Source organism: Bacillus sp. KNSH39 (genome assembly GCF_052656585.1).
The window spans coordinates 284,901-310,076 of the sequence record NZ_JBQXYO010000001.1 but is presented as its reverse complement, the minus strand read 5'-3'; the positions used below and the strand labels follow the sequence as shown (position 1 = coordinate 310,076).

The following is a 25,176-nucleotide window of genomic DNA, read 5'->3' as shown; positions in this document are numbered from 1 at the left end:
CCTACACCATCACTTGATTAGTCAATTGATGGTGTAAAAAAAATTACTCTTGCGGTAATTCTTTTTTTTCACTATGCTTATGAACTTTCGTCATCAGCTCATATAATATTTTCTGCTCTTCTTCATTTAATACATCATCAAAAAACGAAGATTGAAATGCAAGTTGCTCTGGCAATGCTCTCTCTAAAGCCGCTTCTCCTTGCTCTGTAAGACTAATTGTTTTCGTTTTCCAATCTTGTTTTCGTACAATATATCCTTCTTTTTCAAGACGAGTTAACATTCGAGAAATGCCACCTTGTGTAACAGTTACCTTTTCAGCTAACTCCATTTGTGTTAGTGGTTGATACGTACGTATTTGCAAAAGCACATCAAATTGAGCTGTCGTTAAATCAAAACGTTTTAAAAACTCATTTGACAATTGATTACTTTGGTTCGTAAATCGTATTAAACGTAACCATATTAATGATCCTATCGTATTATCACGCATGTTTGATCACTTCCTATCGTGAATCTTACTATCACTTTACCACTCAAGTGATAGTAATGCAAGAGAAAATCACATTTTTTATATAACTCAACTTACTTTTACTTAACTAAAGGCATCACTCGTGTAGTATTAGTTCTACTTGCCATTCTCTACATCTTCATAAAAAAAGGATTAAGCTCCAACGCCAATCCTTATCATGCATTTATTTTTTGTTTTCAAAACCGTATGTTTGAAATTCACACCATCTAATCTATTATTTTCTTTTATCGTAGCGTAAATTCATTTGAGCATACCGTCTTCATGTAAAACCTGTATAAGTTTGCATAAAAAACCCTTGTTTACACCAATTGGGCTTTTACAGGATATATCATTTAAGTTCTACCTTTACTTCCTCTTTAGACATAACATCAGGTCTATAAATTAATTCAAGATTAGAATCACCTTTTTTCGCTTCAAACGTTATGGCTCCTGTTATCTTACCGTTTGGATCTACATCTTTAATTTTAAAAACGTTTTTATTACTAGTTGAAAATGTATGGTCCACGATACTTCCATCTCCTCTTTCAAGGTAAAAATCTAATGGATTAATTCTAACTTTTTGATTACCAATATTCTCTACTGTAACATGAACAATAACAAACTCATTACCTTTTTCCAGCTTATCATATTCTGCCACTTGTGCTATTTGTACTTTATGGACTGTTAATTTTTGATTTCTAATTTGAGTAGTTTTTTCAACATTATATTCTCTTGTATCTTCATTCTTCGTATTTTCTTTTTTGGCACTACTTTGCTCTTCCTTCTTATTATTTGATACAGTTTTAGCTACTTCTTTCTTCTCATCACATGCCGATAAACTGAAAGCTAACGTCCCTGCTAAAGTGACTGTTGCGATTTTTTTAAACATAAATTCCCTTCCCCCAATGTAAAAATGATAAAAATCCTCAAAAACTATATATTATACTAACAGATAAATGAACAGCATATTGTCGTTATGTGTCGAATGTAATAAGGCTATGTATAAGTATGAAGTCTTACTTTGCTTCATCTCTCAACTGTTCGACATATGATAAAATTTTAACAATAAGACATCCACCTTACTTACGAACTCTTTATTCCCATAACTATGTGTATCATAAATTTTTAAATAAGAAAAAATTAAAATAAAATGATAAAATTAAACAAATCACTAATGTAAAGGTGGGCAGAACATGCATATTTCTAAACAATTTATAAAACCATTCCCTGAATATGAAGACATATTTTATGATGATTTGGAACAACATAAAAAGCACTTTTTACCCATTTGTTCTATAAACTTACAATGTATTGAACCGGAATTGGACGAATGGGTACATATTGTGTCAGCAAAAGAAATCCATGATGGTTGCGTGGGTGATTTCACCAAACCATTTCACACAAATTTTACGAAAGCAGATACATTAGGATTCGATGTCATTAATGGAAAATATAAATTTGAAGCGGATTGGAATTATTTCGAAATCGAACAAAATAATTCTGACATAATAGAACAAGCCTATGAGAGTAATAAAAGAGATTATCAAATCCGTAAAGAGTATTTTCAACGTAATCAAAAAATTTATCCTTATTCTAGCTTAGGAAAAGAAATAACATCTGTAGAAGTATTAGAACAAGAGTTTGTTGAAAAACAAACAAATGGCTGGGGATTAAATTATCCTGTGGTAAATGGTATCCTAGATGATGTTCGTTTTATGACAGAAGAAGGTGAAGAATTATTAGAAGACTGCGATAACGAAGACGAAATTTTTGACTTTACGAATCTTCTATATGTACCAAAAGATGAATATGGACATCCCTTTACATATGTTGGATTTGTTACAGGATATTATTTTCAAGCTTATGGTGCCGATCGTATTTACTTATTCTTTAATAAAGAATTAAGAAAAGCAGTAATTTGTTTTGAATATACATAAGATAATTAAGAAAAGTCCATTTTGAACATTATTACTTGAATCAAAATGGATTTTTTATAAATAATTTATTTCTATTTCAATTCCGCATCTACTGTGAAATGTGTAAAACCTCATATAATGTAATATCCTCTATCTCTTCAATTTCAGGCTTTACTTCATAAAATTCAAACTGACTATATCCCCACTTATCTGGGTTATACACTATTACATTCCCTTTACAATTTTCTGTATTCTGGACATTCTTATTAAAAAAGTTAAATTGAGTTTCAATCAATGAATTCTTTTGAGAAATACTCCCCACGTATTCAACAACATACTTACATTTCTTAAAATCATCACTTAGATTAACAACTAATGGAACACCTATATGTATTTGTTGCCAACCAAACGATTGTAAAATATTATCGTAATACCCTTCAAAGATAAATTTATTCATCCCTTCATGCCCATTCCAAATATATAAAGGTGCATAGCAGTTATAAAAATTCCCGTCTTTCTCCGTTTCCGTAATTAAATAAGCTTTAAAATTTAGTGCTTGGAAACCATCAGTTTTATAACCATTATCCTTTACCCTTTTCTTAATAATTTCCATGTCATAATCCTTTGGCAAAATGACCTTATATTGCATTCCAATCATGTTTATCACTCGCTTTCAATCTTATATACATTATGATAAATCGATAAGTAGCTAACGTAAAATAGGTATAAATTATGTTTGGTATCATTTATAATGATAGTGCATAAGGGGCTGAGATATATGGAAATAAATGATCTTATTATATTCAAAACTGTAGCCAGTGAGGGTTCTATTAGTAAAGCTGCTAAAGAGTTAGGTTATGTTCAACCGAACGTAACTGAAAGAATCAAAAAATTAGAACAAGAATTAGAAACACCCTTACTACATAGAGATAACAAAGGCGTTTCCTTATTACCTTCTGGTGACATTTTATTAGATTACACGAATCAAATATTAACTCTATTAGAAGAAGCGAAAGATAAAATTAAAACAAGTGGGTCTTCTTATATAATCGCGACGTCACAATCGATTTTGACTAATTATTTAAGTAAGCGTATTAAAGAAAATTTCATGAATTATCAAATATATGTAGAAAATAGTAGTCATTTGCCAAAATTACTGCAGCAACAAAAAGTTGATATGGTCATCACTTATGAGGATGATTCTGGTGCAGGTTTTAAAAAAGTATTTACTACTTCAATTTCTATAGGCTTACTAAAAGATCAAGAAAAATGTATCATTGACTATTCAAAGGAACTCTTCTTCGTTAGCAATGACAAAAAGTGCCCTTTTAGAAATAAGACGATACAATTTCTAAAAGAAAATAATTTATCTCAGCGTCAACTTCAACAATTAGATTCTTATTCGCTTATGGAAGAGTTTATTCAGGACGGAAAAGGGATAGCCTTTTTGCCGATTAAAAATGATAAATTGGTACCAATTGAAGATGTTCCAGTTGAAAAATTAGCTGTTCATTTTTTTACAAATCAAAACTCTTTCAAACAAATCCCTGATGAACTATTCGGTTAATAAAAAATCCCTCCTTTATGAATCTAAAAGAGGGATTTTCATATTCTATACAATTGATTTTTCACACATTTTGCTCCACTTCTGCACTTTTCTCCTTCTTATTCCGCTTCATATTCTTCAGTCCCTTAACCGTGCCAACTAATCCTTTCGGGAAAACTAGCAATACGATAATGTACAATAAACCAAGAATAATCGTCCATCGTTCAAAGATCGGATACTCTGTAGCTAGTTCTGATAAATAATATTTTAGAGATTCAATAATTCCAGCTCCTGCAATTGCTCCAATTAACGTTCCAACCCCACCAATCATCGTCATCAATAATGCATTTAATGTCATTTCAATTGAAAATACAGTCGTATTAACAAAACGCAATGTGATAACAAATAAACCACCGCTAATCGCAGCTACTACTCCTGCAACAATGCTAGCAATAATTTTATAATGAAGCACTTTATATCCTAGTGCTTCAACACGTTGCTCATTTTGGGAAATTGCCTTTAATACTTTTCCAATAGAAGATTTGGTGAAAAGACGTAACAGAACAAAAATGATAAGTAAACATATAAGTGTTACATAATAAAACGTAAAACGATCACGGAATACGTCTGGTACACCAAATGTAAAACCATCTCCTCCGTGAGTAAGCCCACGCCATTTTTCAGCAAGTACAAAAAATAACTGTGAAATAGCAAGTGTTAACATTGCATAAAAATGACTTTTCAATCGTAAAGAAAGCAAACCAATTATATAACTAACGATTGCTGAAACGATAATTGCAGCTACTATTCCAATTAAAAAGTTCGTTATTGATACGCCTTGTCGATCAAATAAAAGCGCTACCCCATATGCTCCTATCCCAAAGAACATACAATGACCGAACGATACAATTCCTGTATACCCAAGCAATACATCAAAACTCATTGCAAAAATAGCAAAGATGAAGATTTGAGTGAACAAAATTAACAGGCTCCGTGAATCATTTACGAACGGAAATACACTTAAACAAATGAGCATACATACTCCGAAGTATACTTTAATTCGGTCCGATGTGTTGTTCACCATTTCACCCCTTTTCACCAACAAGTCCAGTTGGCTTCACTATTAAGAAAAATAGTAACATTAACATATTAATTGCAAGTGATAAATCTGGTATAAAATACGCTGTAAAAGCACCAGCTAATCCGACAATTAAAGAAGCAATAGCTGAACCTTGAACGCTTCCTAATCCACCGATAATTACTACTATAAAAGCTAAAATTGCATACTGCATGCCCATCTCGGCGAAAATAACGCCCGAATACGGCGCTAATAAGAATCCTCCCAAAGCTGCCATCCCTGCCCCTAATAAAAAGACGAAAGAAAATATCGCTTTTACATTAATACCAAGCGCTTGAACCATTTCTTTATCCATTACACCTGCACGGATCATAAGACCTATCTTCGTCTTTTTGAGTAATAGTAGTAGTGCAATGTAAATAATTATCCCAATCAAAATAACAAATAGACGATATTTAATTAATATAATACCTCCGAATGTAAAACTTCCTTGTAACCATAACGGTAATTTTGCACTCATAGGGTTTGGCCCCCAAAATATTTTAATACACTCACTAAGAACGAGCATTCCTCCAAGCGTAACGAGCAGCTGTCGAACATGATTTCCATATACCGGCCTAATAAGAAACCTTTCTAAAATAAATCCTAGGAACATTCCCATGGCTACTGCTCCAACTAAAGCTAATATATAACTTCCTGTCATATTAAATAACCAAACACCTGTAAATGCTCCCCATGCAAACAAACCACCGTGTGCAAAGTTTAAAACGCTCATTAAACCAAAAATAAGTGAAAGACCTGATGCTAACAAAAAAATGAGCATCCCTGTTGAAATCCCATTTACAAATAAATTGATTAACACATCCATCCTTTTCACCTCGGATTCATGTTAAGAGATTCCTAAATATTTATGACACATTTCCTTATCCTTTTTTAATTCATTCATAAAACCGTTATGAACAATTCGTCCGTTATCCATAATGTAAAAATAATCGCCAATTTGACTGGCCATCATAAAATTTTGCTCAACAAGTAAAACTGTTGTTTTCTCTTTCATCTTCAAAATAGCTACCATTAATTTCTCCACCATTATCGGGGATAGCCCTTTGCTCGGTTCATCAATAAGTAATAATCCATCACTATTAATAAACGCTCTTGAAATAGCCAACATTTGCTTTTGCCCTCCGCTCAAGAGCCCACTTTTCTTATTCCAAAACTGCTTTAAATCCGGAAATAGTTCCAGCATCCACTCTATTTTCCCTTCTACTTCCTCACCTTTTCCCCTAGCAAGAGCGAAAGTTTCTTCTACTGTCAAATCATGAAAAATACCTTGATTTTCTGGTACATACCCTATTCCTTTTCTTGAAATTAAATGTGTAGGTAATCCACTCACTTTTGCACTATCATAATAAATTTCACCATCTGCAATGCGGTGAAACCCCATCACTGAACGTAATGTCGTTGTTTTCCCTGCCCCATTTCTACCAAACAGTACAGTAATCGTCCCTTTCTCAACAGCAAGAGATACTCCTTGCAAAATATGAAACTGATCTAAATACGTTTCTATATTATTCACTTGTAATAGTGCCACTATATAATCCCCCTAAATAAGCACTTTGTACACGCTCATCTTTCATAATTTCTTCTGGCAATCCTTCAGCCAATAACTCTCCATGAAATAAAACGATAAGATGATCTGACAAACCTAGTATCATATCCATTTTGTGTTCGATAAGTACAATTGTGCTCTCTGGATGTTTCTTAATATTTTCAATCACTTGTAATATAGCAGGGACTTCCTCAACCGAAATACCTGCCGTCGGCTCATCAAGTAATAACACATCCGTTTTTAAAGCTAATAACATCGCAAGTTCTAGCTTCCTTTTCTCTCCATGTGCCAAATCTTTCGCTAATACGTTCTCTTTTTCATGAAGTAATACTGTTTTTAAGAAACGTCTCGCCTCTCCAACTTGTTGCTTTAATTTTGCTGAACTCGGGAAAAAACTATAGTAATCTTGTACGAATGATTGAACACTTAAACGGACATTTTCAAGTACCGTTAATTCTGGGAATATGTTTGTAAGCTGAAAAGAGCGACCGATTCCTAAGCGTGTTCGATCTGAAATCGATAGTTTTGTAATATCTTGCCCTTTAAAATACACTTCACCTGTTGTGGGTGAAATCTGTCCACTTAGTAAATTAAATAACGTTGTCTTCCCCGCACCATTTGGCCCAATAATAGAAATGAGCTTTCCTTTTTGGACAGTTAAATTTACATCTTTAATAACTTGATGTTCACCAAAAGATACACTAAGATTTTTCGTCTCTAGCAAATGTGTCACGAAATCCCTCCCTTTAAAGCCGTGAGTATGAAAGAAATATGTATAAAGAGGGTCCCCCCTCTTTATACAAAAACAACAGAAAATTCAGTCTATTTATTTTGAACTGGTGGTTCTGTTTCTTTCATCGTTAATTCTCGCTCTAACACTGGCACCGGATAATCAACACCGTCTTGCTTTTTCAATGTGATAGAATACAGTGTCTGCATCGCTTGGTGGTCCTTCTCTCTAAACTTCATCTTTCCTTTCGGTGTATCAAATTCCATTCCTTCCATTTTCTTAATCAAGGTATCTACATCTGTATCACCTTTTGTTTTCTTTAAGGCTTCTACAATAGAAATTGCTGCTGACATTCCTCCTGCTGTAAACAAATCTGGCACTGCACCATTAAAACGTTTTTTATGCTCTTCAACTAGCCAATCATTCACTTTATTTTTTGGAAGTGTGTGATAATATACAGAAAAACCTTGCATACCTACTAATGCATCCATTGTTTTTAATGCTGGTATATCTGGCGCACCTGTAGAAATTTTAATACCTTGCGCTTCCACATTCATATCTTTCAACTGTTTCCAAGGTGAATTTGCCCCTGCCCAAACGATAAATAAATAATCTGGTTTTGAACTAATGATATTTTGAATATTCGCTGTAAAATCTGTTGAATTTGTATCCGCGTATTGCTCATTCACAATGTTCGCACCTAATTTTTTCGCACCCGCTTTAAATGCAGCAATCCCTTCACGACCAAAAGCGTTATCTGGGGCAAATGTTGCAATCTTTACATCTTTTTTCGCAATTGCTGCTGCTCCTGCAATCGCATCTTGTGAGGAACTTCTTCCAGTTCTAAAAATATATTTATTCCAGTTCTTCCCGGTAATACTATCCGCAACTGCCGGTTCTACAACCATAATCTTTTCATATTCTTCAGCCAGTGGTAAAACCGCTAACGTATCACTTGAACTAGACGATCCAACTAAAAAATCAACTTTCTCTTCTTCTAATAACTTCGTAGCTTTTTTAACTGCTACATCCGCTTTCGTTTCTGTATCTTCTACAACAAACTTAATCTTTTTCCCATCTACTTTCCCAGTTCCACCAGTTGCATAATCTAACCCTAATTCAAATCCGTTCACTGTTTGTTTTCCATACGATTCTAGCGGTCCTGTTAAAGAAGCAAGGACTCCTACCTTAATCGTTTTTTCATCCTCTGTACTTGTTTTCTTTCCTGAACAAGCTGCCGTTATTAATAACGAACCTAAAACACAACCAGTAAACATTGTTTTTAGCCACTTACGTTTTTTCATCGACATTGTGATCCTCCCCATACTTTACTTTCTGATAGAATCAAACACGCCAAAATCCCCTGTCCGTAATCATGACTAACTAATTCGATAGATAATGGAAAACTCTTGTAGTACCCTCTACATTCGGCACAAATATATAATCACCTTCCTATGTAATGGAAACGGACATACAATCAATATATATTCTGCAATCCAATTGAAAATACTGTTTCATTTCAGTAATGACCATACAAAAAGACTAACTTATTTTTAAGTTAGTCTTTTCCCCTTAATTAGAGTTAAGTTCTACTTTCTCTAACCCTTCAGCCAATTGTTTCTTATCTAGTCCTTCTCCTATTACTACTAAGTTTGTCGGGAAACCGAAGTCTTGTTCTAATAAAGTTGGTACTCCGAACGAATATTGGAATAGGTGAGGGTATTTATCTCCATGGAATTTCACAAAACCTTTCACTCGATAAATACTATCTGGTAAATTCGAAAGCCATTCATATAATTTGTCTTGATCAATCGGTTTCGTAAATTGATATGTCATTGTTTGTATATGTAAATGCTGTTTGACATGTAGTGTCTCGTGTTCCTCATCATTTGGAAATTCTGCTTCTTCTATATCTTTTAAAGATATATTACAATACTTTGTCTCATACATTTTCGCATGATCATTTATTGCCTTTACTTCTTCAAATACTGTATTCTTATCTTCATCTGTTAGTAAATCTGCTTTATTAACAAGAATGTGACTACCAAATTTCAGTTGCTCATGCAATAGCTGTTGTACATTTGCACTTAATATACTTCGATTTAACCACCTTACTGCATCTAAAACGACTACAATTGATTTCACTTCCAGAAAAGGAGCTAAAATTGGCGAGACACACGCGTCTAACACTTCAATTGGATGCGCAACACCTGTCGTTTCTATATAAATTACATCTGGTCTTTCTTGTTGGTATAACGAATGTAATTGTATTTCAAGCTCTTCTTTTAACGTACAACAAATACATCCTTTAAGAAGTTCTCTTAAAACATTCTCTTTTCCAATAATATCTGTATCTACTGAGTATTCACCAATTTCATTCATTAATACTGCAACTTTTCTATTCTTCTTTTTCTCTGCTAACAATAAATTTTGTAATAATGTTGATTTTCCACTACCTAAAAAACCACCTAATATATGAATCTCCACTTTATTCATTCAACCGACCATCCATTTCTTTACTTCAAATGTATTCAAAGCGTAATAATTACGATTTATATTTATCATTTTATTAAAAGAATGACCATTTGTAAATATAAGAGATTCACTGTTCATTTACTTCATATGCAACTCTAACTCCAGACTCAATTGCCCCTTGCATCCATCCATGTGTTAATGTCGTATGCTCTCCTGCAAAATGTACTTTTCCAGATGGTGGTGTAATATACGGAAATAACTCGAGCTCTTGGCCTGGTTCGAAAGCTGTAAATGCACCGCAAGAATACGGATTTTTACTCCAGCTAAAAGATGTTCCAGTGACAAACTCACTATAGACGATGTCCCCGTATATTTCCGCTAAATTTTTTAATGCGTACCGAATACGATCTCTTTGCGGGAGACTATCCCATGTTAACGCCTCATCTGCCCACGTATAACTTGCTATAACGATAGCTGGTCCTGGAGTATGAATGCCATAACTCGGATAGTATGTAAACCGTATCGGTAAATCAGTAATAGATTTACCGCCACACTGTCCCGCTTTCTCCCAAAATCTACTTTTAAACTCTATTGCAATTTTAGTTGCAGCAATATAATTTAATTCACGAATTGCTCTTTTTTTAAAATAAGAGAATAAATAGTATGGCTGAACTTCTACAAATCTTAACGCTGAAAATGGAATTGTAATAATAGCAAAATCACTTGTTATTGTAAATTGCTCTAACGTTTGTTCATGATTTCCTTGTAACATTACTTTATTATCTTCTTGTATAATTTTATCAACCTTATACGGCATTAAAATATGTTCCCTTAATTGTGGTAAGAATGCATTCGATAACTTATCCATTCCACCAGTTATTTCATAATATTTCGTTGTTGAAGTAAAGAAAATCATTTCACGTAATACTTCAATTAAGGACATTCCCATATAAGCTTCCATATCAAGAAGTACCCCAATCATATCTATCGCACCATCTGAATAATACTCCATTAAAAATGAACCAAGCGAATACGTTTTATACTTTTTTTCAACGATAAGCCAGTTTTTATCAGGATCCTTCTTAATGTAATTTAGTATTGGTTCTAATACTTCAATCATTAGCTCTTCTGCCGTTTTTCCTCTTTCTTTATCCAAAACCGGATATTCAAGTACACTTGGATCATTTTCAAACACATTCAATCTCGTTTGAATGTTATTCGTATAAATGATATCTGCAAAAGTTTTATTTATAAAAAGGTTTAAAGGTAGTTTAAATTTATGAATATACGCTAAAGTTAACTTATGGGTGTCAGGGATTCTCATCGGTCCCGCATTAAAATATAAACCCACACTAAATGGTTCCCGAATCGTATACACTCTGCCACCTATTCTGTTATTTGCTTCTATAATCGTTACTTCGTGCCCAGCCTCTTTTAATAAAGAACCTGCAACTAATCCAGAAATCCCTGCACCTGCAATCGTAATCCGTTTTGGGTTATTCTTTTTAACAAGCCCTGCATGAATAATATGAAGCATTTCTTCCATTGCTAATGGATTCCCCATGCCATTTCCCCTTTTACAAAGGATTTTACTGAATTATATTCGGTTCACTGAATTCCTATGTTTTGTTCGCGGATTTGCACGGATACATTTTCAAATACTTGAATATCTTTTATAAAATGTAATAAACTAGATATGACTCTATAGAAGTAAGACGTATTATCTTACATAATAAAATCAATGAAATTGCGAGGAATTTTGAAATGAAAAAAGGTATTAACCGTGTTGTATTAGTAGGAACAGGAGCAGTTGGATGTAGTTATGCTTACTGCATGATTAACCAGGCTGTAGCTGAAGAATTTGTTTTAGTCGATGTAAATGAGGCAAAAGCTGAAGGGGAAGCAATGGACTTAAGTCATGCTGTTCCATTCGCACCAGCTCCAACTAGAGTATGGAAAGGCAGCTACGAAGATTGTAAAGATGCTGACCTTGTAGTTATTACAGCTGGATTACCACAAAAACCAGGCGAAACACGTTTAGATTTAGTTGAGAAAAACGCTAAAATCTTCAAACAAATCGTTCGCAGTATTATGGATAGCGGATTTGATGGCATCTTCTTAATCGCAACAAACCCTGTAGATATTTTAACTTACGTAACTTGGAAAGAATCTGGTTTACCGAAAGAACGTGTAATCGGTTCTGGTACAACGCTTGATTCCGCTCGTTTCCGTTATATGTTAGGTGAGTACTTCGATATTGGTCCACACAACATTCACGCTTATATTATCGGAGAACACGGCGATACTGAACTTCCAGTTTGGAGCCATGTTTCCGTTGGTATCCAAAAACTACAAACACTGCTTGAAAAAGACAACACGTATAATCAAGAAGATTTAGACAAAATTTTCATAAACGTCCGTGATGCAGCTTACCATATTATTGAGCGTAAAGGCGCAACTTATTATGGTATCGGTATGTCACTTCTACGTGTTACAAAAGCAATTTTAAACGACGAAAATAGTGTATTAACTGTATCAGCTTACTTAGAAGGTCAATACGGTCAAAAAGATGTTTATATCGGGGTACCTGCTGTTTTAAATCGCGGCGGTGTTCGTGAAATTTTAGAGGTTGAATTAAGTGAAGATGAAGAATTAAAATTCGACCACTCTGTTCAAGTATTGAAAGAAACAATGGCTCCGGTTCTTTAATTAAGATAAAAAGCAATCCAATTTATTTTGGATTGCTTTTTATTTTCATTATCTCCTATGACTTTTTAGTGATTTTCTATCATTTCTTATTTTTTAGTCGCATCCTCATTATTTATATCAAGTACATCTAATAAAAAGATAAAGATTGGTATCCCGATAATAAGCCCCCATATTCCAAGGAAATGCTCTGAGAAGATAAGAATCATAAATGTGTAGAATATTGGTAAATTTGTTTTTGCAGACATAAACTTCGGATTTAAAAAATAACTTTCAAGAGCATGGATTACTGTTATGAATACGAGTATGTATACTACGTACATAACTCCGCCTACGTTGTAAGCAATGATACAAAGTGGAAACAAAGAAATAATCACACCTGCAACAGGAATCAACCCTAGTAAGAAAATCATAACAGCTAATACAAGTAGCTGTGGAAATCCTAAAACGATTAATGCAATGACAGTAAGAATACAATTTACAACGGCAATTAAAAACTGAGCCTCAATTACTTTGCCGAACGATCTTGCAAATCTTTCACCAAAATATGCAATTTCTTCATAAAAGATTTTTAACTTACTATCTTTAAACTTTGATGTAAATGTAATAATACGCTCTTTTTCTAATAAGAAAAATAAGCTTAAAATTAGAGATAATAATATTTGCAAACTTACCTTCCCTATATTTGCTATTGATTGATATATGACGTCTACACCTTGTTCTATATATTTTGATACTTCCATCCCATTAATTGTCGAAAGTGCATATTTAACGATTTCATTATCAGGTGGATTTTGAAAAAACAGTTTAAATTGATAAATTAATTGTGAAATTTGTATCGTCAGCACAGGTAAATATTTATATAATGTTGTGCCTATAAAGGAAACTAGTATTATATATAAACATGCAATAACAATTTTCCGGTTTACTTTCAATTTTCTTGAAATAAAACGTTGAAATCGATCCATTAAAAACGTCAGTATAAACGTAATTAATATTAAATTAATCATACTTTTTAATGCGTATAATACAAGCGCTACTATTATTAAAACGAGAAACCGTTGAAACCCTCTACTTCGAAAAAAACTCTTTACTTCATTCATTAAGAATTAACCTCCCCCTTCAATGGATGGAAATTGAATATATTACATTTTATGAACTCCTATAGACAATCTTTCTTACTAATTGAGAAGAATCCTTCTTTTCTTTTCATATTGTTAGATTCGTTTAACTGGAATCCACCAACATAATTTCGGTGGCAGTTATTTTTCATATAATCTTTTATAAACTAGGTGATTTTCTATTTTTGGACTGCTGTTCATACGCATATCCAATATTGAAAAGCTCTTTTTCACCAAACTGTTTCCCTACAAACACTACACCGATTGGTTCTCCATTTTTATCATATCCAGCAGGAACCGCTAATTCCGGATAACCAGCTACAGCTGATAGAAGGACTTCATCGTTATTAATCATAACTAGAGCATCCAAACCTTTTTCTACTAAATACCTATCTAGCTCTTTTCTTGCATTTTCTTGACTCGTTTGCACTACGTTTTCAAACTCTTCTTTCGTTATAGCAGATTTTTCAGACCCTTCAATTAATGTTTGTCCGTATTTTATTCGTCTTTTACTATCCTTTTTATTAAACGCTATAATCTCTTCTAACGATTTTACCGGTACATTCTTTTGCTGTGAAAGATAGTCGTTTACATTATGCTTGAACTCATATTCTAATGTTTGCAAATTATCTACACCCTCAGCACTTAACTGGATATTATCAGTTAATATCGCACCTGCATCTTGAAGGTCTTTTCTAATTTTTTCTACTACTACTTTTCTATTTTCATCTTGTTGGTCTACAGAAAAAAGAAGCCCTATCTTTTTCCCTTTTAATCCATCTATTGATAAATCCTTTGTATAATCAATTCTTTCTTTATCTTTCATTTTTTCTGTCATAACATCTTTTTCGTCATAACCTATCATTGCATTAAATAACGTTGCTACATCTTTTACTGTTCTTGCCATAGGTCCTGCTGTATCAAGAGTTTCAGCTAATGGAATAATTCCTGTTCTACTTACCATACCTAAAGATGGACGTAACCCAACTACTGATTGCTGCGCCGCTGGTGCAACAATCGATCCCGTCGTTTCTGTTCCAATTGCAAGCGGCGCAAAATCTGCTGCAACTACTGTAGCAGATCCTGAACTTGATCCTGAAGTATCGAATGTAATCGGACCGTACGGGTTTAAATTTTGTCCTTTCTTCCCGCTATACCCGCTTGGCATTGTAAAAGATAAATAGTTCGCCCACTCAGACATATTCGCTTTTCCTAAAACAAATGCTCCTTCTTCTTTCAACTGCTTCACAATTGTTGCGTCTTGATCTGCAATCCAATCTTTTAATACATAAGTTCCTGCACTAGTCGGCATCACTTTTTCCGTCTGTACATTATCTTTTACAACGACAGGAATACCATATAAATTCGAATTTTTGTTTCTACCCCGCTCTTGATCTAACTTTCTTGCTTCTTCCATCGCATTAGGATTTATCTCTGTAACAGAATTTAATGTTATTCCATTTTGATCATGTTCTTGTATTCTAAAGAGATAAATACTCGTTAATTCTTCATATGACAACTTTCCATCATCAATCATTTTTTGAAGCTCATCTACAGTCGCATTTACGACTTCTCTTTCTTTTATCTTTACATTTTCTATATTGATTCCTTTAAACTGATTATGTATCGGTTGTAGCACTCTTTCTTTATCATATACAATACGCTCAGGTTCCTTTGGAAAATAATTTTTATACACGTAATATCCGCCGGCACACGCTAATAAGACAATGCCTCCAGTGATAGACAGCGTTACCTTTACCCATTTCTTCATGTTGCTTCCTCCACTCTATAAGATGCTTAGCTATACAAAAAAGAGAGTTACCTTTTACTTAACTCTCTCCAATCAAAATGCTAAATGAAAAAATGAAAGATTTCAATCTAATTACTTCTTTTTTTGCATTTGCTTTGCTAACATTTCTTTCACTTGATTATACGTTAATCCTGAATTTTTATTTAAACGCTTTACTTCCTCAACATCAGTACCTACCACTGTATATTTTTTCTCATCATTCATTTTTCTAATTCCCTTCTCACCGTATTATTTCTTATATTTCTTCCCTAAATGCGCATAAATTAACACCACTACAAAAAAGGAAGCTGTTTTTAAGCACAGCTTCCTTCTCGTTACATATTGTATTTCTTAATAAAATTTCACTACATCTTCAGTAGGCAAGAACGTTCTTTCTGCTGGTTGTTCGTTTGGTTCACCAAATGGCATTTGACCTACTAAGCTCCACTCTGCCGGAATGTTCCAAGTTTCTTTCACTTCAGCATCTACGATTGGGTTGTAATGTTGTAATGACGCCCCAATTCCTTCAGCAGATAATAGCATCCACACAGTATGTTGTAACATCGCATTTCCTTGATGAGACCAGAATGGAAACTGATCTTTGTATAATGGAGCATTTTCTTGCATTTTTTCTACAGTTGCTTGATCTTCAAAGAATAGAACTGTTCCTACACCTGCATGGAAGCCTTTTAGTCTTTCTACAGTCGCTTCAAAGTTTTCTGCTGGTACGCGCGCTCTTAATGTTTCTTTAACGATATCCCAAAACTTTTCATGCTCTCCATCCATTAATACAACCATACGACCACTTTGCATATTGAAAGATGTTGGTGCGTGTAAAGCTGTTTTTAACACTTCTTCAATTCTTTCTTTCGTAATTGCATCGTTTTTTGTTACTTTACGAATTGAACGGCGGTTCACGATTGCTTCTTTTAAGTTTGTTGTAGTTGCTGACATTTTAATTCCTCCAAATGTTTGTTTTATAATTTATTTTGTTATTTCATAACAAGCGAATTAGCAATATCCATCGGTATTACATTGCATACCTTCAAATGAATTTGTTTTATCCTTTTCAATTTCTTTATCAATGACCCTTTCTAGTGTTTCTTTACTAGCAAGCCCTTGAATGACTTCATCTCCAATCATGACAGTTGGAACAGCCATAATATTCGCTTCATCATATGCGTGTTGAATTGCTTCTTGATGCTTTTCTTTATATTTACGAGTTACTAAAGCATCTTTAAATTCCGCCTCAGGAAGTCCTACTTCTACCGCTAATTTTGTTAACACATCAATATCTTCAATGTTTTGCTCTTCTTGGAAAAATGCTGTGAATACGCGGTGATGATACTCATTACCTAGTCCACGTTCTTTCGCAAATTGACATCCTTCGAAAGCTAAATGTGTATATGGATGTGGTGAAACACGTGGCAAGCGCATATCAATTCCTAACTTCTTCGCTGTCGGAAGAATGAAAGCATCCCATGAACCTAATTTTTCTGGTTCATTCCATGGATCTATTTTTGAATATGGACTTGGACGTAATTCAAATGGCATCCATTCAATCTCTACATCTTTCTCTTTCGCTACCTCATCTAATGGACCTTTTGCTAAAAAACAAAACGGACATATAAAATCTGAGTATACTTTCATTTTTACAGTCATAACTTTTACACCTTACCTTATCGTTGTAATCAAATCAGTTACATTAATGATAAAAAAATATAAATATTATTTAAGCATTCATTTTTTCTTGCAAAGTTTCAAACAACTGCCCCATCGTAATATTTCTCAAAACTTCTTCCATCGCGGATTGTGCTTGAATTAAAATAATTTCTAACACCGCTTGAATATTCGCCCCAATTGGACAATCTGGATTCGGTTGCTCGTGAATATGAAATAGCTTGTCTTCTTCGACTACGTTCACTGCATGATACACATCTAACAATGTGATTTCATGTAAATCCTTTAGTAATCCCGCGCCACCCGGTCCACGATTTACGTAAACAAAGCCAGCTTGTTTCAAGTACGACATGATTTTACGAATGACTACTGGATTTGTATTGACACTCTCAGCCATATAGTCTGAAGTACAAAGTGAAGATGGATTGTTTTTCAAAATAGATAAAATATGAACAGCTATGGAAAAGCGGCTACTAATTTTCATCGTAATCACCACCTCGATGTAATCATTATAGTTACAACTAAAAAATATGTCAATCCTTTTCATAGATTTTTTATAAGTAAATTAAAAAGTGCCCCATTATGATATATGAGACACCCCTTTTTATTCTGCAAATAGCGCTTGAAATTCTTCAATAAATAGCTGTACAGCGATTGAAGAATCCTTTAATGAAGGAACAGCTAAAGCAATTTCTCTCCATACTTGTGGTTCCAATTCTCTCGTTTGCACATTCTGTGGTAAATTCGTTAAAGATAATTCAGCTAATATTGCAATGCCTAATCCTTCTTGAATCATATTTAAAGCTGTAGTAACGGTAGAAATTACATACTCAGCCCGAAGTGGTACGTTGGCTTGTTTAAACATATCAATGATGGGTGGTTCGTATCCGCCCTTACATAATATGATCGGTTCATTCTCCAAATCACGAATTGTAATAGAGTCCTTCTTACAAAGAGGATGATCCTCTCTTAAGATAGCAACCATTTTTCCCTTCGTTAACGGGACAATCTCCATCTCTTTATTAGGCAAAATAACAATTCCTATATCAACAACCCTCGATATTAACCAATCTTCAACTTCTTTAATTGTTCCTTCACAAAGAACGACCTCTAAGCTCGGATACTTCTCCTTAAAATGGTTTATCATTTTCGGTAAGAAATGTGCAGAAGCACTCGGAAAACTCCCAATTCGAATCGTCCCCACTTCGTGTCCTTTCTCCATCGCAACTTCTTGTTCAATCTTCTCTACACCGTTCAAAATCTCTCTAATATGTACAAGAATTCTGTTTCCTACATCCGTAACGAGTAATCCTTGTCGTTTATCACGTATAAGAATCGTAACTCCTAACTCTGACTCAATACTTGAAATGGCATGACTTACAGCTGGCTGCGTCATATTTAACACCCTGGCAGCCTTCGTAAAACTACCTAACTCAATAGTTTTTATTAATACTTGCAGTTGTGTAATAGTCATAACTAATCACTTATACTCCTTATAAAAAAGATTCATTTTATTTATTACATTCGATATCATATCATAGTGAAATGAATAACAACAAGGAGGTCTTACCGTGACACAGCTTTCTCGAACTAAGACGGCCATAATCCTTACCTTTCTCGTTTTCATGTGGGGAATCAATTGGCCTTTATCTAAGTTTGCCCTGCATTATACACCACCCGTTTTATTTGCAGGCGTTCGAACTTTAATTGGAGGATTCATTTTACTCCTTTTCGCTCTACCCAAATATAAAGAATTACATTTAAAAGAAACGTGGCATTTATACGTTATTTCTTCTTTACTTAACATCATTATATTTTACGGGTTACAAACTGTTGGTCTTCAATATATGCCTGCTGGTCTATTTTCCGCTATCGTATTTTTACAACCTGTTTTACTTGGTATTTTCTCATGGATATGGCTTGAAGAAGCAATGTACGGTTTAAAAATTTTCGGGCTGGTACTCGGATTTATTGGTGTAGGTGTTATTAGCTCAAGCAGTTTAACAGGACATATTTCTGTTATTGGAATCCTTCTCGCGTTAGGATGCGCTATTGGCTGGGCACTTGGCACAGTATTCATTAAGAAGACTGGTCACCGTGTTAATGCCATTTGGATGGTAACAATTCAGCTTCTTATCGGTGGTCTTTGTTTAATCGGATTTGGCTCAGAATTTGAAAGTTGGTCTAGTATTGCTTGGAGTATGCCATTTGTTAGTGTACTACTCTTTATTTCATTCTTTGTTATTGCAATGGGGTGGCTTGCATACTTCACACTCGTTGGAGCTGGTGAAGCGAGTAAAGTAGGGGCTTATACATTCCTTATTCCCCTTATCGCTATTATTGTAAGTTCAATCTTCTTACATGAAGCCATTACAATGAGCTTATTTATTGGCCTATTATTTATTGTTGTGAGCATTTGTTTTGTAAATATAAAGCCGAAAACACTTGCTGTAAGGCAGCAGGTTGAAGTGAAATAAATATGAGAAAGAGCCTACTATTTGTAGGCTCTTTTTTATATCTTATTTTTTACGACGCACTACAAAAACACACGCACCTACCGAAGATACAATTGCCAAAATAGATAAAACAATTGCTATCAACTGCATATTACTAGTACCTTCATTCTTTTCTACATTAGATACTTCACCATGTTCTCCTGTTAATGACGTACCTTTTGCAATTGTAGTAAGTGAATGCGGTTTTTCAGCTTTCTCATCGCCTGTCCATTCAACAATTTCTCCGTCTTTATATTGTTGATATGCATCCCAAGCTATTTTTTGTTCTTTATCCGGATTTTTAGCGACGAAAGTAAATCGCTGGAACTGACCGGGTAAAATCCCTTCTCCTATTGCTTCCCATACTACAGTTTTCACTTTTCCGGCATTATCTTTCTGCTCTTCCATTTTCCACCCTGGCACTGGTTCATACTGTTGGAATTCCACACCAGACGGTATTTTCAGTGTAACTTTTGTTGTTGCTATATTCTTTTCAACTGGTACTTTTATCGTGTAAGTCTCCCAAGAACCGATGTCAGAAGTTGCTGGCTTCACAGTAACGTGCGCACTAACAGGTAACGAAAACATTCCCATTGTAATTGCTGTTGCGATCATTGTTGTTCCTAATTTTTTTATACGTTCCATTTTCAATTAGCTCCTTTTTATCTATACCTACTCTTTATCCCGCTATTCGCCGGGTAGCCCAATTGATGAGGGCTGCTTAAAGTTTCACTTTATCTGCCACCTACAATAAATTTATAATCCGTATCGAAGCTATCAAGCGATTTCGTTAATCCATGTACTTGTATATTCCAGTTTCCTGTCATGTTAATATACATACCTTCTGCTTCATATTCTCCCGGTGAAACTGCCGAAACTTTAAATGATCCTTTTCCCATATTCATATCTAACGATTGAGTCGTTAATATAATTTGTTCCATATCAGTAACGGGTTGTCCGTTCTCATCCTTTAAAGTAATATGGAATATATTTTGTCCTACTCTATTAGGACTTACATTTAGCGTCATTTCATATCCATTATCTAATTGTTTACTCTCTGTAAAAGGTCCAGTAGGAGGCATCGGTGGTGTTTGTACGTTTGTCATAAAAGCTACGATGACGAAAATGATAATTCCAATGATAAACTCTACTTTCACCGTAGCTCCTAATCCTTGCTGCGCTCGCATTCTCCCTTTCACATAATGAATAATTCCCAATATCCCCATGAAAATGAATAAAAGTATCTTTGTTAATAAAGCCAATCCATACTTCGTATCAAATAACGAGTGGATTGTTGGAATAAAAAATGTACTGTTAAAAAGGCCTGTTATTAAAATCACGATGACGGCACCTGTTGCCCACGGTGAAAAACGCTTAATCATATCCCAATACATATGCCACTTGTTATCCTCATTACGTAAAAGAAGAATAATAGATGATAAACCACCCACCCATAATGAAGCTGCGAATAAATGTAGAAAATCCATAACGACAGCAATGTCTTTAAACTTTAAACCGTATGCGTGACTATTAAAGGCCTTCATAACAAGTAACCCTATAAACAATAGTATTGGAATACTCCATACTTTAAACGACGAAAACTTCTCATGCTTCACCGCAAAATACGTAACAATTATAAGCGTACTAATGAGAACCATTTGAGTAATCCATACATAACCAAAAACAGAAAGCTGTAATGTTTCTTTTAATAGTAAAGGGTTGAATGCTTCTAGCCATGAAACATCAGCATTTATTTTCGCTTGCAGTGGTAGATTGAATAACAAGCTAGTAAATATCCCTAATAAGGAAATCCATATTATGTTCTTACTCCTTGATCGAACCGAGGTTGCATTCCCTTTATACATAATAAGATTAAAGAATAGCACTCCTATAAATAGTGAGAAACTTGTATATAAAATTCCACGTTCCATGATCATATCAATTTGCGGAACATACCCCATCTCTTCCACTTGTACATCGTCTGTTTCCGCTTCCGCTAATCCAATACGGAATGGAATAACCCCTTGAATTGGATGTCCATCAGCTGAAATAGCTTTCCACTGAATAGAGTAGAGACCATTTTTGAGGTTTTCTTTTAATCCGGCTTCTAATAGTTTTTTATTTTTTTTATCAATATGAGCATCTTTTAAATCGACCCTTTTACCTGATGTATCTCTCACGTACAATGTATTAAAACGTGAAACTTGTATGTCCTCATCGAATTCGATTTTTACAACAGATGGTGCTTTCTTCAATGTTTCATTTTCAGTAGGGTTTGATTTCACAACGTACGCATGAGCAGATGCACTTTGCGGGATCAATATGATAAGCACACACACAAGTAATAACAATGTCCCTAACCTTTTCATTACTTTCACACTCATTTCACTTCTTTCTTCCTCATTGCTCTATTTTCATTACTTTAACTTCCAAAGTTTGATTCTGGGCAAAATATTAACCTGATTAAATATAAACTTCTAGAAAGTATAACTCTTTATTTCTCTTCCACCTCTAAACTTCCAATATAATAGTAACTATTATGATAGATACAACTTACATTTTTAAAGCCGATTGTTATTATATCATAAAATATATTTATGTAAGTTATCAAAGAAGAAAAGTTATCGTGAATCATTTGTGAAGAAAATGTGAAATACATAAATAAAAAGGTATTACGTTATTACGTAACACCTTTAAAAAAATATCCCTCTTCTATTTCTCTTCCGGATAATCACAATACTCGATAATCGTTCCTTCAGTATCCGCTGGGTTAAGATAAATTAACCTTCTACCGTGCTTATTAATGCGTAGTGTATGCTCTAATGTCCGAATACCTTGTTCTTTTAACTCTTCTAGAGCCACATCTAAATCATCGACACGATACGCAACGTGATGAACACCTTTACCTTTTTGTTTAATAAAACGGGCAATTGGAGATGTCGTATTATTCGTCGGTGCAAGTAATTCAATTCTATCTCCATCCACTTCAAGAATGGCTACTTCGCTTTCCACACCAGGAGCTTCACTTACGTAACGATCTATTAAAGTTCCTAGTAACACATTTTCATAAAAACGTATCGTACTATCTATATCACGAACTGCGATTCCGATATGATCAATTGTTTTTTTCATTTTATTTCCCCTACTACTTTATTTTTTCTCATTATTAATAGTAACAAAAAAAGCTATAGAAACAAGTTCTATAACTTTTTTTATTTAACCTATTTTCTTATCCGCTCTAGTTGCTGGTTGAACTTGGTTTTTCACTTTTAAAATGCTAAGTCCATATCCGATAAATCCACCGATAATCGCTGGGAAGATCCAGCCTAATCCTACTTCCTGCATCGGAAGGAATTTAGTGAACACTTGGCTTACTACTTCAATGTTAACTCCAGCTGCACTTAATCCATCGAATAAGCTGATGATAAATGTTACGATTAAGCTCACTTGATAAACTTCAGCTCTTCCTTTGAATAATGAATGGAAGAATGTTAAGAAAATCAATACGATTGCTAGTGGATAAATTGCTGTTAATACTGGAACAGAAACTGCGATTAACTGTGTTAATCCTACATTTGCAACAATTGCACTAAATACACATAGCGTGATTGCAATTGCTTTGTAAGGAACATTTGGGAATAACTTATGGAAGAATGAAGAACATGCTGATACAAGTCCCACACTAGTTGTTAAACAAGCTACTGTAATCATTAATCCTAATAATACTCCGCCATATGATCCGAAATAGTAGTTAGAAACTTTCGCTAATACTTCTCCGCCGTTCTCTAAATGTCCAAGCTTTGCAACACTTGAAGCACCCATATAAGAAAGTGCTGTATAGATAATTGCTAAAATAGATGCTGCAATAATTGTCGCTTTTGCACAAACGACCATAATTTGTGTTTTCGTTTTCGCACCTTTTTCTTTAATAGCATTGATAATGATAATCCCGAATACGAATGATGCAAGCGTATCCATCGTTAAGTATCCTTCTTGGAATCCTTTAAAGAATGCATGTGATGTATAAGCTTCCACTGGTGCTTGCATATCTCCAATCGGATGTATAAAAGCAACGATTACTAAAATACCGATGAAAGTCAACTTAATTGGTGTTAAGATTTTTCCAACAATATCGACAATTTTCGCGGGATTTAGCGAAAAAAAACAAGTGATACTAAAGAATATAATTGTGAAAAGAATTAAAGGTGTAGAACCTACTCCTTCTGGCATAAACGGTTTAAGACCAATTTCATAAGAAACATTTCCTGTTCTCGGTATTGCAAATAACGGACCAATCGCTAAGTATAAAACTGTTGTAAACACAATCCCAAACACTGGGTGAGCACGACTAGCTAACGACTGCAAATCATCTTTACCTGAAAAACCAAATGCTAGCACACCTAGTAATGGTAATCCAACACCAGTTACTAAAAATCCAGCGTTAGCAATCCATACATTCTCTCCTGCTGATTGACCAAGCATCGCTGGGAAAATTAAATTTCCCGCTCCAAAAAATAGTGCAAATAACATTAATCCAATAACTACTATGAACGAAAACGGTACTTTATTCGCCATAATATAACCCCCATTCAAGTTTCCTTATCTCATTTTCCAATTTTAACTAATTGAATTTTCTGAATATTTAATTTAAGCATCAACTATTCTTGAACTCATTATAGTTTGCTATATAATATTTTGCAATACTATTTTCGAACTTTTCTTTTATTTTATAAATATACATTTTTTAACATGAAAAATAGACTAAAAAACCAACATGGTCATCCATGTTGGTTTTTCCATTTACTATCATGAATTAAAATTTTGCTGCTACTTTTTTAACGTTTTCTAGACCTTCTTCAACAATTTGTTGTGAACGATCTGGATATTGATTGTGTCCTTCAATTACAACTGTCTCTGGATTTGTAATTCCCCAGAATCCAAGTACCGTTGTTACGTAATTAACTGCCATTTCCATAGGAGCCATTTGCTCTGAAGAGTAATCTGAACCACGAGCACCTAACACAACTACTTTTTTACCACCAACTAAACCTTCTGGGCCATTTGCTGTATATTTAAACGTTTTTCCAGCTTGAGATAAGTATGAAATATATGTGATTAATGGCGCTGGTACTGTAAAGTTCCATAATGGGAATGCAAATACAACCTTATCAGCTTCTAAAAACTGATTTAAATATTGATCTACTGTAGCAACTGCCTTCTCTTCTTCAGCAGTTAACTCCATGCCTTGGCTACGTTTATATCCACCTGAAATCGCGATATTTCCGTAATAAGGAAGATCTAATGCAAATAAATCTAATTCCGTAATTTCTGTATTTGGATTTGCTTCTTTATAAGTACTTACAAATGTTTCATACATTTTTGAACTAACTGCTTGCTCCGCTGGACGATCGTTTGCTTTTACAAATAATACTTTTGACATTTTTTTATTCCCCTCTACATTCGTATTTTCTTCTTTTTTACCAAATAATGAGCTAAATAGTCCCATTTTCTTCACCTAATCTTTCT

The 25,176-nt window shown here is 34.1% G+C and carries 26 protein-coding genes; 4 read left to right on the top strand and 22 right to left on the bottom strand.

Annotation, left to right across the window (positions count from 1 at the left end; all coding sequences use genetic code 11):
* Positions 1-43: 43 nt before the first annotated feature.
* Both ACUL40_RS01520 and ACUL40_RS01515 read right to left on the bottom strand, forming a co-directional pair.
* Positions 44-487, bottom strand: coding sequence for a MarR family winged helix-turn-helix transcriptional regulator (locus tag ACUL40_RS01520; RefSeq protein ID WP_001205510.1), 444 nt, complete (start codon positions 485-487; stop codon positions 44-46).
* 367 nt (positions 488-854) lie between these two features.
* A complete protein-coding gene (locus ACUL40_RS01515) occupies positions 855-1,394 on the bottom strand; it encodes a DUF4352 domain-containing protein (protein WP_000473156.1) in 540 nt (179 codons plus the stop codon).
* A gap of 304 nt (positions 1,395-1,698) precedes the next feature.
* Between ACUL40_RS01515 and ACUL40_RS01510 the strand changes: the two genes are divergently transcribed.
* A complete protein-coding gene (locus tag ACUL40_RS01510; RefSeq protein ID WP_000548215.1) occupies positions 1,699-2,442 on the top strand; it encodes a hypothetical protein in 744 nt (247 codons plus the stop codon).
* An 88-nt stretch (positions 2,443-2,530) separates the two neighbouring features.
* On the opposite strand, the gene ACUL40_RS01505 is transcribed toward ACUL40_RS01510, so the two are convergent.
* Positions 2,531-3,079, bottom strand: coding sequence for a DUF4865 family protein (locus tag ACUL40_RS01505; RefSeq protein ID WP_000579891.1), 549 nt, complete (start codon positions 3,077-3,079; stop codon positions 2,531-2,533).
* 120 nt (positions 3,080-3,199) lie between these two features.
* On the opposite strand from ACUL40_RS01505, the gene ACUL40_RS01500 reads away from it, so the two are divergent.
* Complete coding sequence (locus ACUL40_RS01500; RefSeq protein WP_000405005.1) at positions 3,200-3,988, top strand: LysR family transcriptional regulator; 789 nt, start codon at positions 3,200-3,202, stop codon at positions 3,986-3,988.
* A 61-nt stretch (positions 3,989-4,049) separates the two neighbouring features.
* On the opposite strand, the gene ACUL40_RS01495 is transcribed toward ACUL40_RS01500, so the two are convergent.
* The 7 genes from ACUL40_RS01495 to ACUL40_RS01465 form a co-directional block, all read right to left on the bottom strand.
* The gene (locus tag ACUL40_RS01495; RefSeq protein ID WP_002040965.1) at positions 4,050-5,003 is read right to left on the bottom strand and encodes a branched-chain amino acid ABC transporter permease; all 954 of its coding nucleotides are present in this window, start codon (positions 5,001-5,003) and stop codon (positions 4,050-4,052) included.
* 49 nt (positions 5,004-5,052) lie between these two features.
* Positions 5,053-5,913 (bottom strand): branched-chain amino acid ABC transporter permease, encoded by an 861-nt coding sequence (locus ACUL40_RS01490; RefSeq protein WP_326038307.1) that lies wholly within the window; start codon positions 5,911-5,913, stop codon positions 5,053-5,055.
* A gap of 21 nt (positions 5,914-5,934) precedes the next feature.
* Positions 5,935-6,636, bottom strand: coding sequence for an ABC transporter ATP-binding protein (locus ACUL40_RS01485; protein ID WP_001196696.1), 702 nt, complete (start codon positions 6,634-6,636; stop codon positions 5,935-5,937).
* On the bottom strand, positions 6,614-7,387 hold the full coding sequence (locus tag ACUL40_RS01480; protein ID WP_000149338.1) for an ABC transporter ATP-binding protein: 774 nt from the start codon (positions 7,385-7,387) through the stop codon (positions 6,614-6,616). The genes ACUL40_RS01485 and ACUL40_RS01480 overlap by 23 nt, the downstream gene beginning before the upstream one ends.
* A gap of 89 nt (positions 7,388-7,476) precedes the next feature.
* The gene (locus ACUL40_RS01475) at positions 7,477-8,694 is read right to left on the bottom strand and encodes a substrate-binding domain-containing protein (protein WP_000061996.1); all 1,218 of its coding nucleotides are present in this window, start codon (positions 8,692-8,694) and stop codon (positions 7,477-7,479) included.
* 262 nt (positions 8,695-8,956) lie between these two features.
* Positions 8,957-9,880, bottom strand: a complete 924-nt coding sequence (locus ACUL40_RS01470; protein WP_001044939.1) for a CobW family GTP-binding protein — start codon at positions 9,878-9,880, stop codon at positions 8,957-8,959.
* Positions 9,881-9,986: 106 nt separating this feature from the next.
* The gene (locus ACUL40_RS01465; protein ID WP_000528002.1) at positions 9,987-11,423 is read right to left on the bottom strand and encodes a flavin monoamine oxidase family protein; all 1,437 of its coding nucleotides are present in this window, start codon (positions 11,421-11,423) and stop codon (positions 9,987-9,989) included.
* Positions 11,424-11,623: 200 nt separating this feature from the next.
* On the opposite strand from ACUL40_RS01465, the gene ACUL40_RS01460 reads away from it, so the two are divergent.
* Positions 11,624-12,568 carry an L-lactate dehydrogenase gene (locus ACUL40_RS01460; protein WP_000715321.1) on the top strand — a complete coding sequence of 315 codons (945 nt, stop codon included), beginning with the start codon at positions 11,624-11,626 and terminating at the stop codon, positions 12,566-12,568.
* An 86-nt stretch (positions 12,569-12,654) separates the two neighbouring features.
* Here the strand turns inward: ACUL40_RS01460 and ACUL40_RS01455 are convergent, their stop codons facing one another.
* The 7 genes from ACUL40_RS01455 to ACUL40_RS01425 all read right to left on the bottom strand — a co-directional run bounded on the left by ACUL40_RS01455 (position 12,655) and on the right by ACUL40_RS01425 (position 18,629).
* Positions 12,655-13,668, bottom strand: coding sequence for an AI-2E family transporter (locus ACUL40_RS01455; protein WP_001006597.1), 1,014 nt, complete (start codon positions 13,666-13,668; stop codon positions 12,655-12,657).
* A 178-nt stretch (positions 13,669-13,846) separates the two neighbouring features.
* Positions 13,847-15,457: an amidase family protein gene (locus ACUL40_RS01450; protein WP_144639895.1), complete on the bottom strand. Its 1,611-nt coding sequence runs from the start codon at positions 15,455-15,457 to the stop codon at positions 13,847-13,849.
* Between the two features lie 111 nt (positions 15,458-15,568).
* The gene (locus tag ACUL40_RS01445; protein ID WP_000997344.1) at positions 15,569-15,700 is read right to left on the bottom strand and encodes a hypothetical protein; all 132 of its coding nucleotides are present in this window, start codon (positions 15,698-15,700) and stop codon (positions 15,569-15,571) included.
* A gap of 126 nt (positions 15,701-15,826) precedes the next feature.
* A complete protein-coding gene (locus tag ACUL40_RS01440; protein WP_001277021.1) occupies positions 15,827-16,429 on the bottom strand; it encodes a nitroreductase family protein in 603 nt (200 codons plus the stop codon).
* A gap of 57 nt (positions 16,430-16,486) precedes the next feature.
* Positions 16,487-17,137: a DsbA family oxidoreductase gene (locus tag ACUL40_RS01435; RefSeq protein WP_000216673.1), complete on the bottom strand. Its 651-nt coding sequence runs from the start codon at positions 17,135-17,137 to the stop codon at positions 16,487-16,489.
* A gap of 70 nt (positions 17,138-17,207) precedes the next feature.
* A complete protein-coding gene (locus ACUL40_RS01430; RefSeq protein ID WP_000704073.1) occupies positions 17,208-17,639 on the bottom strand; it encodes an Rrf2 family transcriptional regulator in 432 nt (143 codons plus the stop codon).
* 120 nt (positions 17,640-17,759) lie between these two features.
* Complete coding sequence (locus tag ACUL40_RS01425) at positions 17,760-18,629, bottom strand: LysR family transcriptional regulator (RefSeq protein ID WP_000156743.1); 870 nt, start codon at positions 18,627-18,629, stop codon at positions 17,760-17,762.
* Between the two features lie 97 nt (positions 18,630-18,726).
* On the opposite strand from ACUL40_RS01425, the gene ACUL40_RS01420 reads away from it, so the two are divergent.
* Positions 18,727-19,632, top strand: a complete 906-nt coding sequence (locus tag ACUL40_RS01420) for a DMT family transporter (protein WP_000192791.1) — start codon at positions 18,727-18,729, stop codon at positions 19,630-19,632.
* Positions 19,633-19,674: 42 nt separating this feature from the next.
* Here the strand turns inward: ACUL40_RS01420 and ACUL40_RS01415 are convergent, their stop codons facing one another.
* The 5 genes from ACUL40_RS01415 to ACUL40_RS01395 all read right to left on the bottom strand — a co-directional run bounded on the left by ACUL40_RS01415 (position 19,675) and on the right by ACUL40_RS01395 (position 25,156).
* The gene (locus tag ACUL40_RS01415; protein WP_000439685.1) at positions 19,675-20,295 is read right to left on the bottom strand and encodes a YcnI family copper-binding membrane protein; all 621 of its coding nucleotides are present in this window, start codon (positions 20,293-20,295) and stop codon (positions 19,675-19,677) included.
* Between the two features lie 89 nt (positions 20,296-20,384).
* Positions 20,385-22,034, bottom strand: a complete 1,650-nt coding sequence (locus ACUL40_RS01410; protein ID WP_445422928.1) for a copper resistance CopC/CopD family protein — start codon at positions 22,032-22,034, stop codon at positions 20,385-20,387.
* Positions 22,035-22,362: 328 nt separating this feature from the next.
* Positions 22,363-22,782, bottom strand: coding sequence for a VOC family protein (locus ACUL40_RS01405; protein ID WP_000750850.1), 420 nt, complete (start codon positions 22,780-22,782; stop codon positions 22,363-22,365).
* Between the two features lie 84 nt (positions 22,783-22,866).
* Positions 22,867-24,225 (bottom strand): branched-chain amino acid transport system II carrier protein, encoded by a 1,359-nt coding sequence (gene brnQ / locus ACUL40_RS01400; protein WP_001284786.1) that lies wholly within the window; start codon positions 24,223-24,225, stop codon positions 22,867-22,869.
* Between the two features lie 238 nt (positions 24,226-24,463).
* Positions 24,464-25,156 carry an FMN-dependent NADH-azoreductase gene (locus ACUL40_RS01395; protein ID WP_000522528.1) on the bottom strand — a complete coding sequence of 231 codons (693 nt, stop codon included), beginning with the start codon at positions 25,154-25,156 and terminating at the stop codon, positions 24,464-24,466.
* Positions 25,157-25,176: the final 20 nt, after the last annotated feature.

Bases quoted from the DNA above. Each gene is read 5' to 3' on its own strand.
- ACUL40_RS01495 (WP_002040965.1), bottom strand. From the start codon at position 5,003: ATGCTCATTTGTTTAAGTGTATTTCCGTTCGTAAATGATTCACGGAGC.
- brnQ (WP_001284786.1), bottom strand. From the start codon at position 24,225: ATGGCGAATAAAGTACCGTTTTCGTTCATAGTAGTTATTGGATTAATG.
- ACUL40_RS01430 (WP_000704073.1), bottom strand. From the start codon at position 17,639: ATGAAAATTAGTAGCCGCTTTTCCATAGCTGTTCATATTTTATCTATT.
- ACUL40_RS01465 (WP_000528002.1), bottom strand. From the start codon at position 11,423: ATGGGGAATCCATTAGCAATGGAAGAAATGCTTCATATTATTCATGCA.
- ACUL40_RS01415 (WP_000439685.1), bottom strand. From the start codon at position 20,295: ATGGAACGTATAAAAAAATTAGGAACAACAATGATCGCAACAGCAATT.
- ACUL40_RS01500 (WP_000405005.1), top strand. From the start codon at position 3,200: ATGGAAATAAATGATCTTATTATATTCAAAACTGTAGCCAGTGAGGGT.
- ACUL40_RS01405 (WP_000750850.1), bottom strand. From the start codon at position 22,782: ATGAAAAAAACAATTGATCATATCGGAATCGCAGTTCGTGATATAGAT.
- ACUL40_RS01505 (WP_000579891.1), bottom strand. From the start codon at position 3,079: ATGATTGGAATGCAATATAAGGTCATTTTGCCAAAGGATTATGACATG.
- ACUL40_RS01520 (WP_001205510.1), bottom strand. From the start codon at position 487: ATGCGTGATAATACGATAGGATCATTAATATGGTTACGTTTAATACGA.
- ACUL40_RS01435 (WP_000216673.1), bottom strand. From the start codon at position 17,137: ATGACTGTAAAAATGAAAGTATACTCAGATTTTATATGTCCGTTTTGT.
- ACUL40_RS01425 (WP_000156743.1), bottom strand. From the start codon at position 18,629: ATGACTATTACACAACTGCAAGTATTAATAAAAACTATTGAGTTAGGT.
- ACUL40_RS01445 (WP_000997344.1), bottom strand. From the start codon at position 15,700: ATGAATGATGAGAAAAAATATACAGTGGTAGGTACTGATGTTGAGGAA.
- ACUL40_RS01450 (WP_144639895.1), bottom strand. From the start codon at position 15,457: ATGAAGAAATGGGTAAAGGTAACGCTGTCTATCACTGGAGGCATTGTC.
- ACUL40_RS01510 (WP_000548215.1), top strand. From the start codon at position 1,699: ATGCATATTTCTAAACAATTTATAAAACCATTCCCTGAATATGAAGAC.
- ACUL40_RS01460 (WP_000715321.1), top strand. From the start codon at position 11,624: ATGAAAAAAGGTATTAACCGTGTTGTATTAGTAGGAACAGGAGCAGTT.
- ACUL40_RS01515 (WP_000473156.1), bottom strand. From the start codon at position 1,394: ATGTTTAAAAAAATCGCAACAGTCACTTTAGCAGGGACGTTAGCTTTC.
- ACUL40_RS01490 (WP_326038307.1), bottom strand. From the start codon at position 5,913: ATGGATGTGTTAATCAATTTATTTGTAAATGGGATTTCAACAGGGATG.
- ACUL40_RS01440 (WP_001277021.1), bottom strand. From the start codon at position 16,429: ATGTCAGCAACTACAACAAACTTAAAAGAAGCAATCGTGAACCGCCGT.
- ACUL40_RS01395 (WP_000522528.1), bottom strand. From the start codon at position 25,156: ATGGGACTATTTAGCTCATTATTTGGTAAAAAAGAAGAAAATACGAAT.
- ACUL40_RS01475 (WP_000061996.1), bottom strand. From the start codon at position 8,694: ATGTCGATGAAAAAACGTAAGTGGCTAAAAACAATGTTTACTGGTTGT.
- ACUL40_RS01410 (WP_445422928.1), bottom strand. From the start codon at position 22,034: ATGAGTGTGAAAGTAATGAAAAGGTTAGGGACATTGTTATTACTTGTG.
- ACUL40_RS01455 (WP_001006597.1), bottom strand. From the start codon at position 13,668: ATGAATGAAGTAAAGAGTTTTTTTCGAAGTAGAGGGTTTCAACGGTTT.
- ACUL40_RS01470 (WP_001044939.1), bottom strand. From the start codon at position 9,880: ATGAATAAAGTGGAGATTCATATATTAGGTGGTTTTTTAGGTAGTGGA.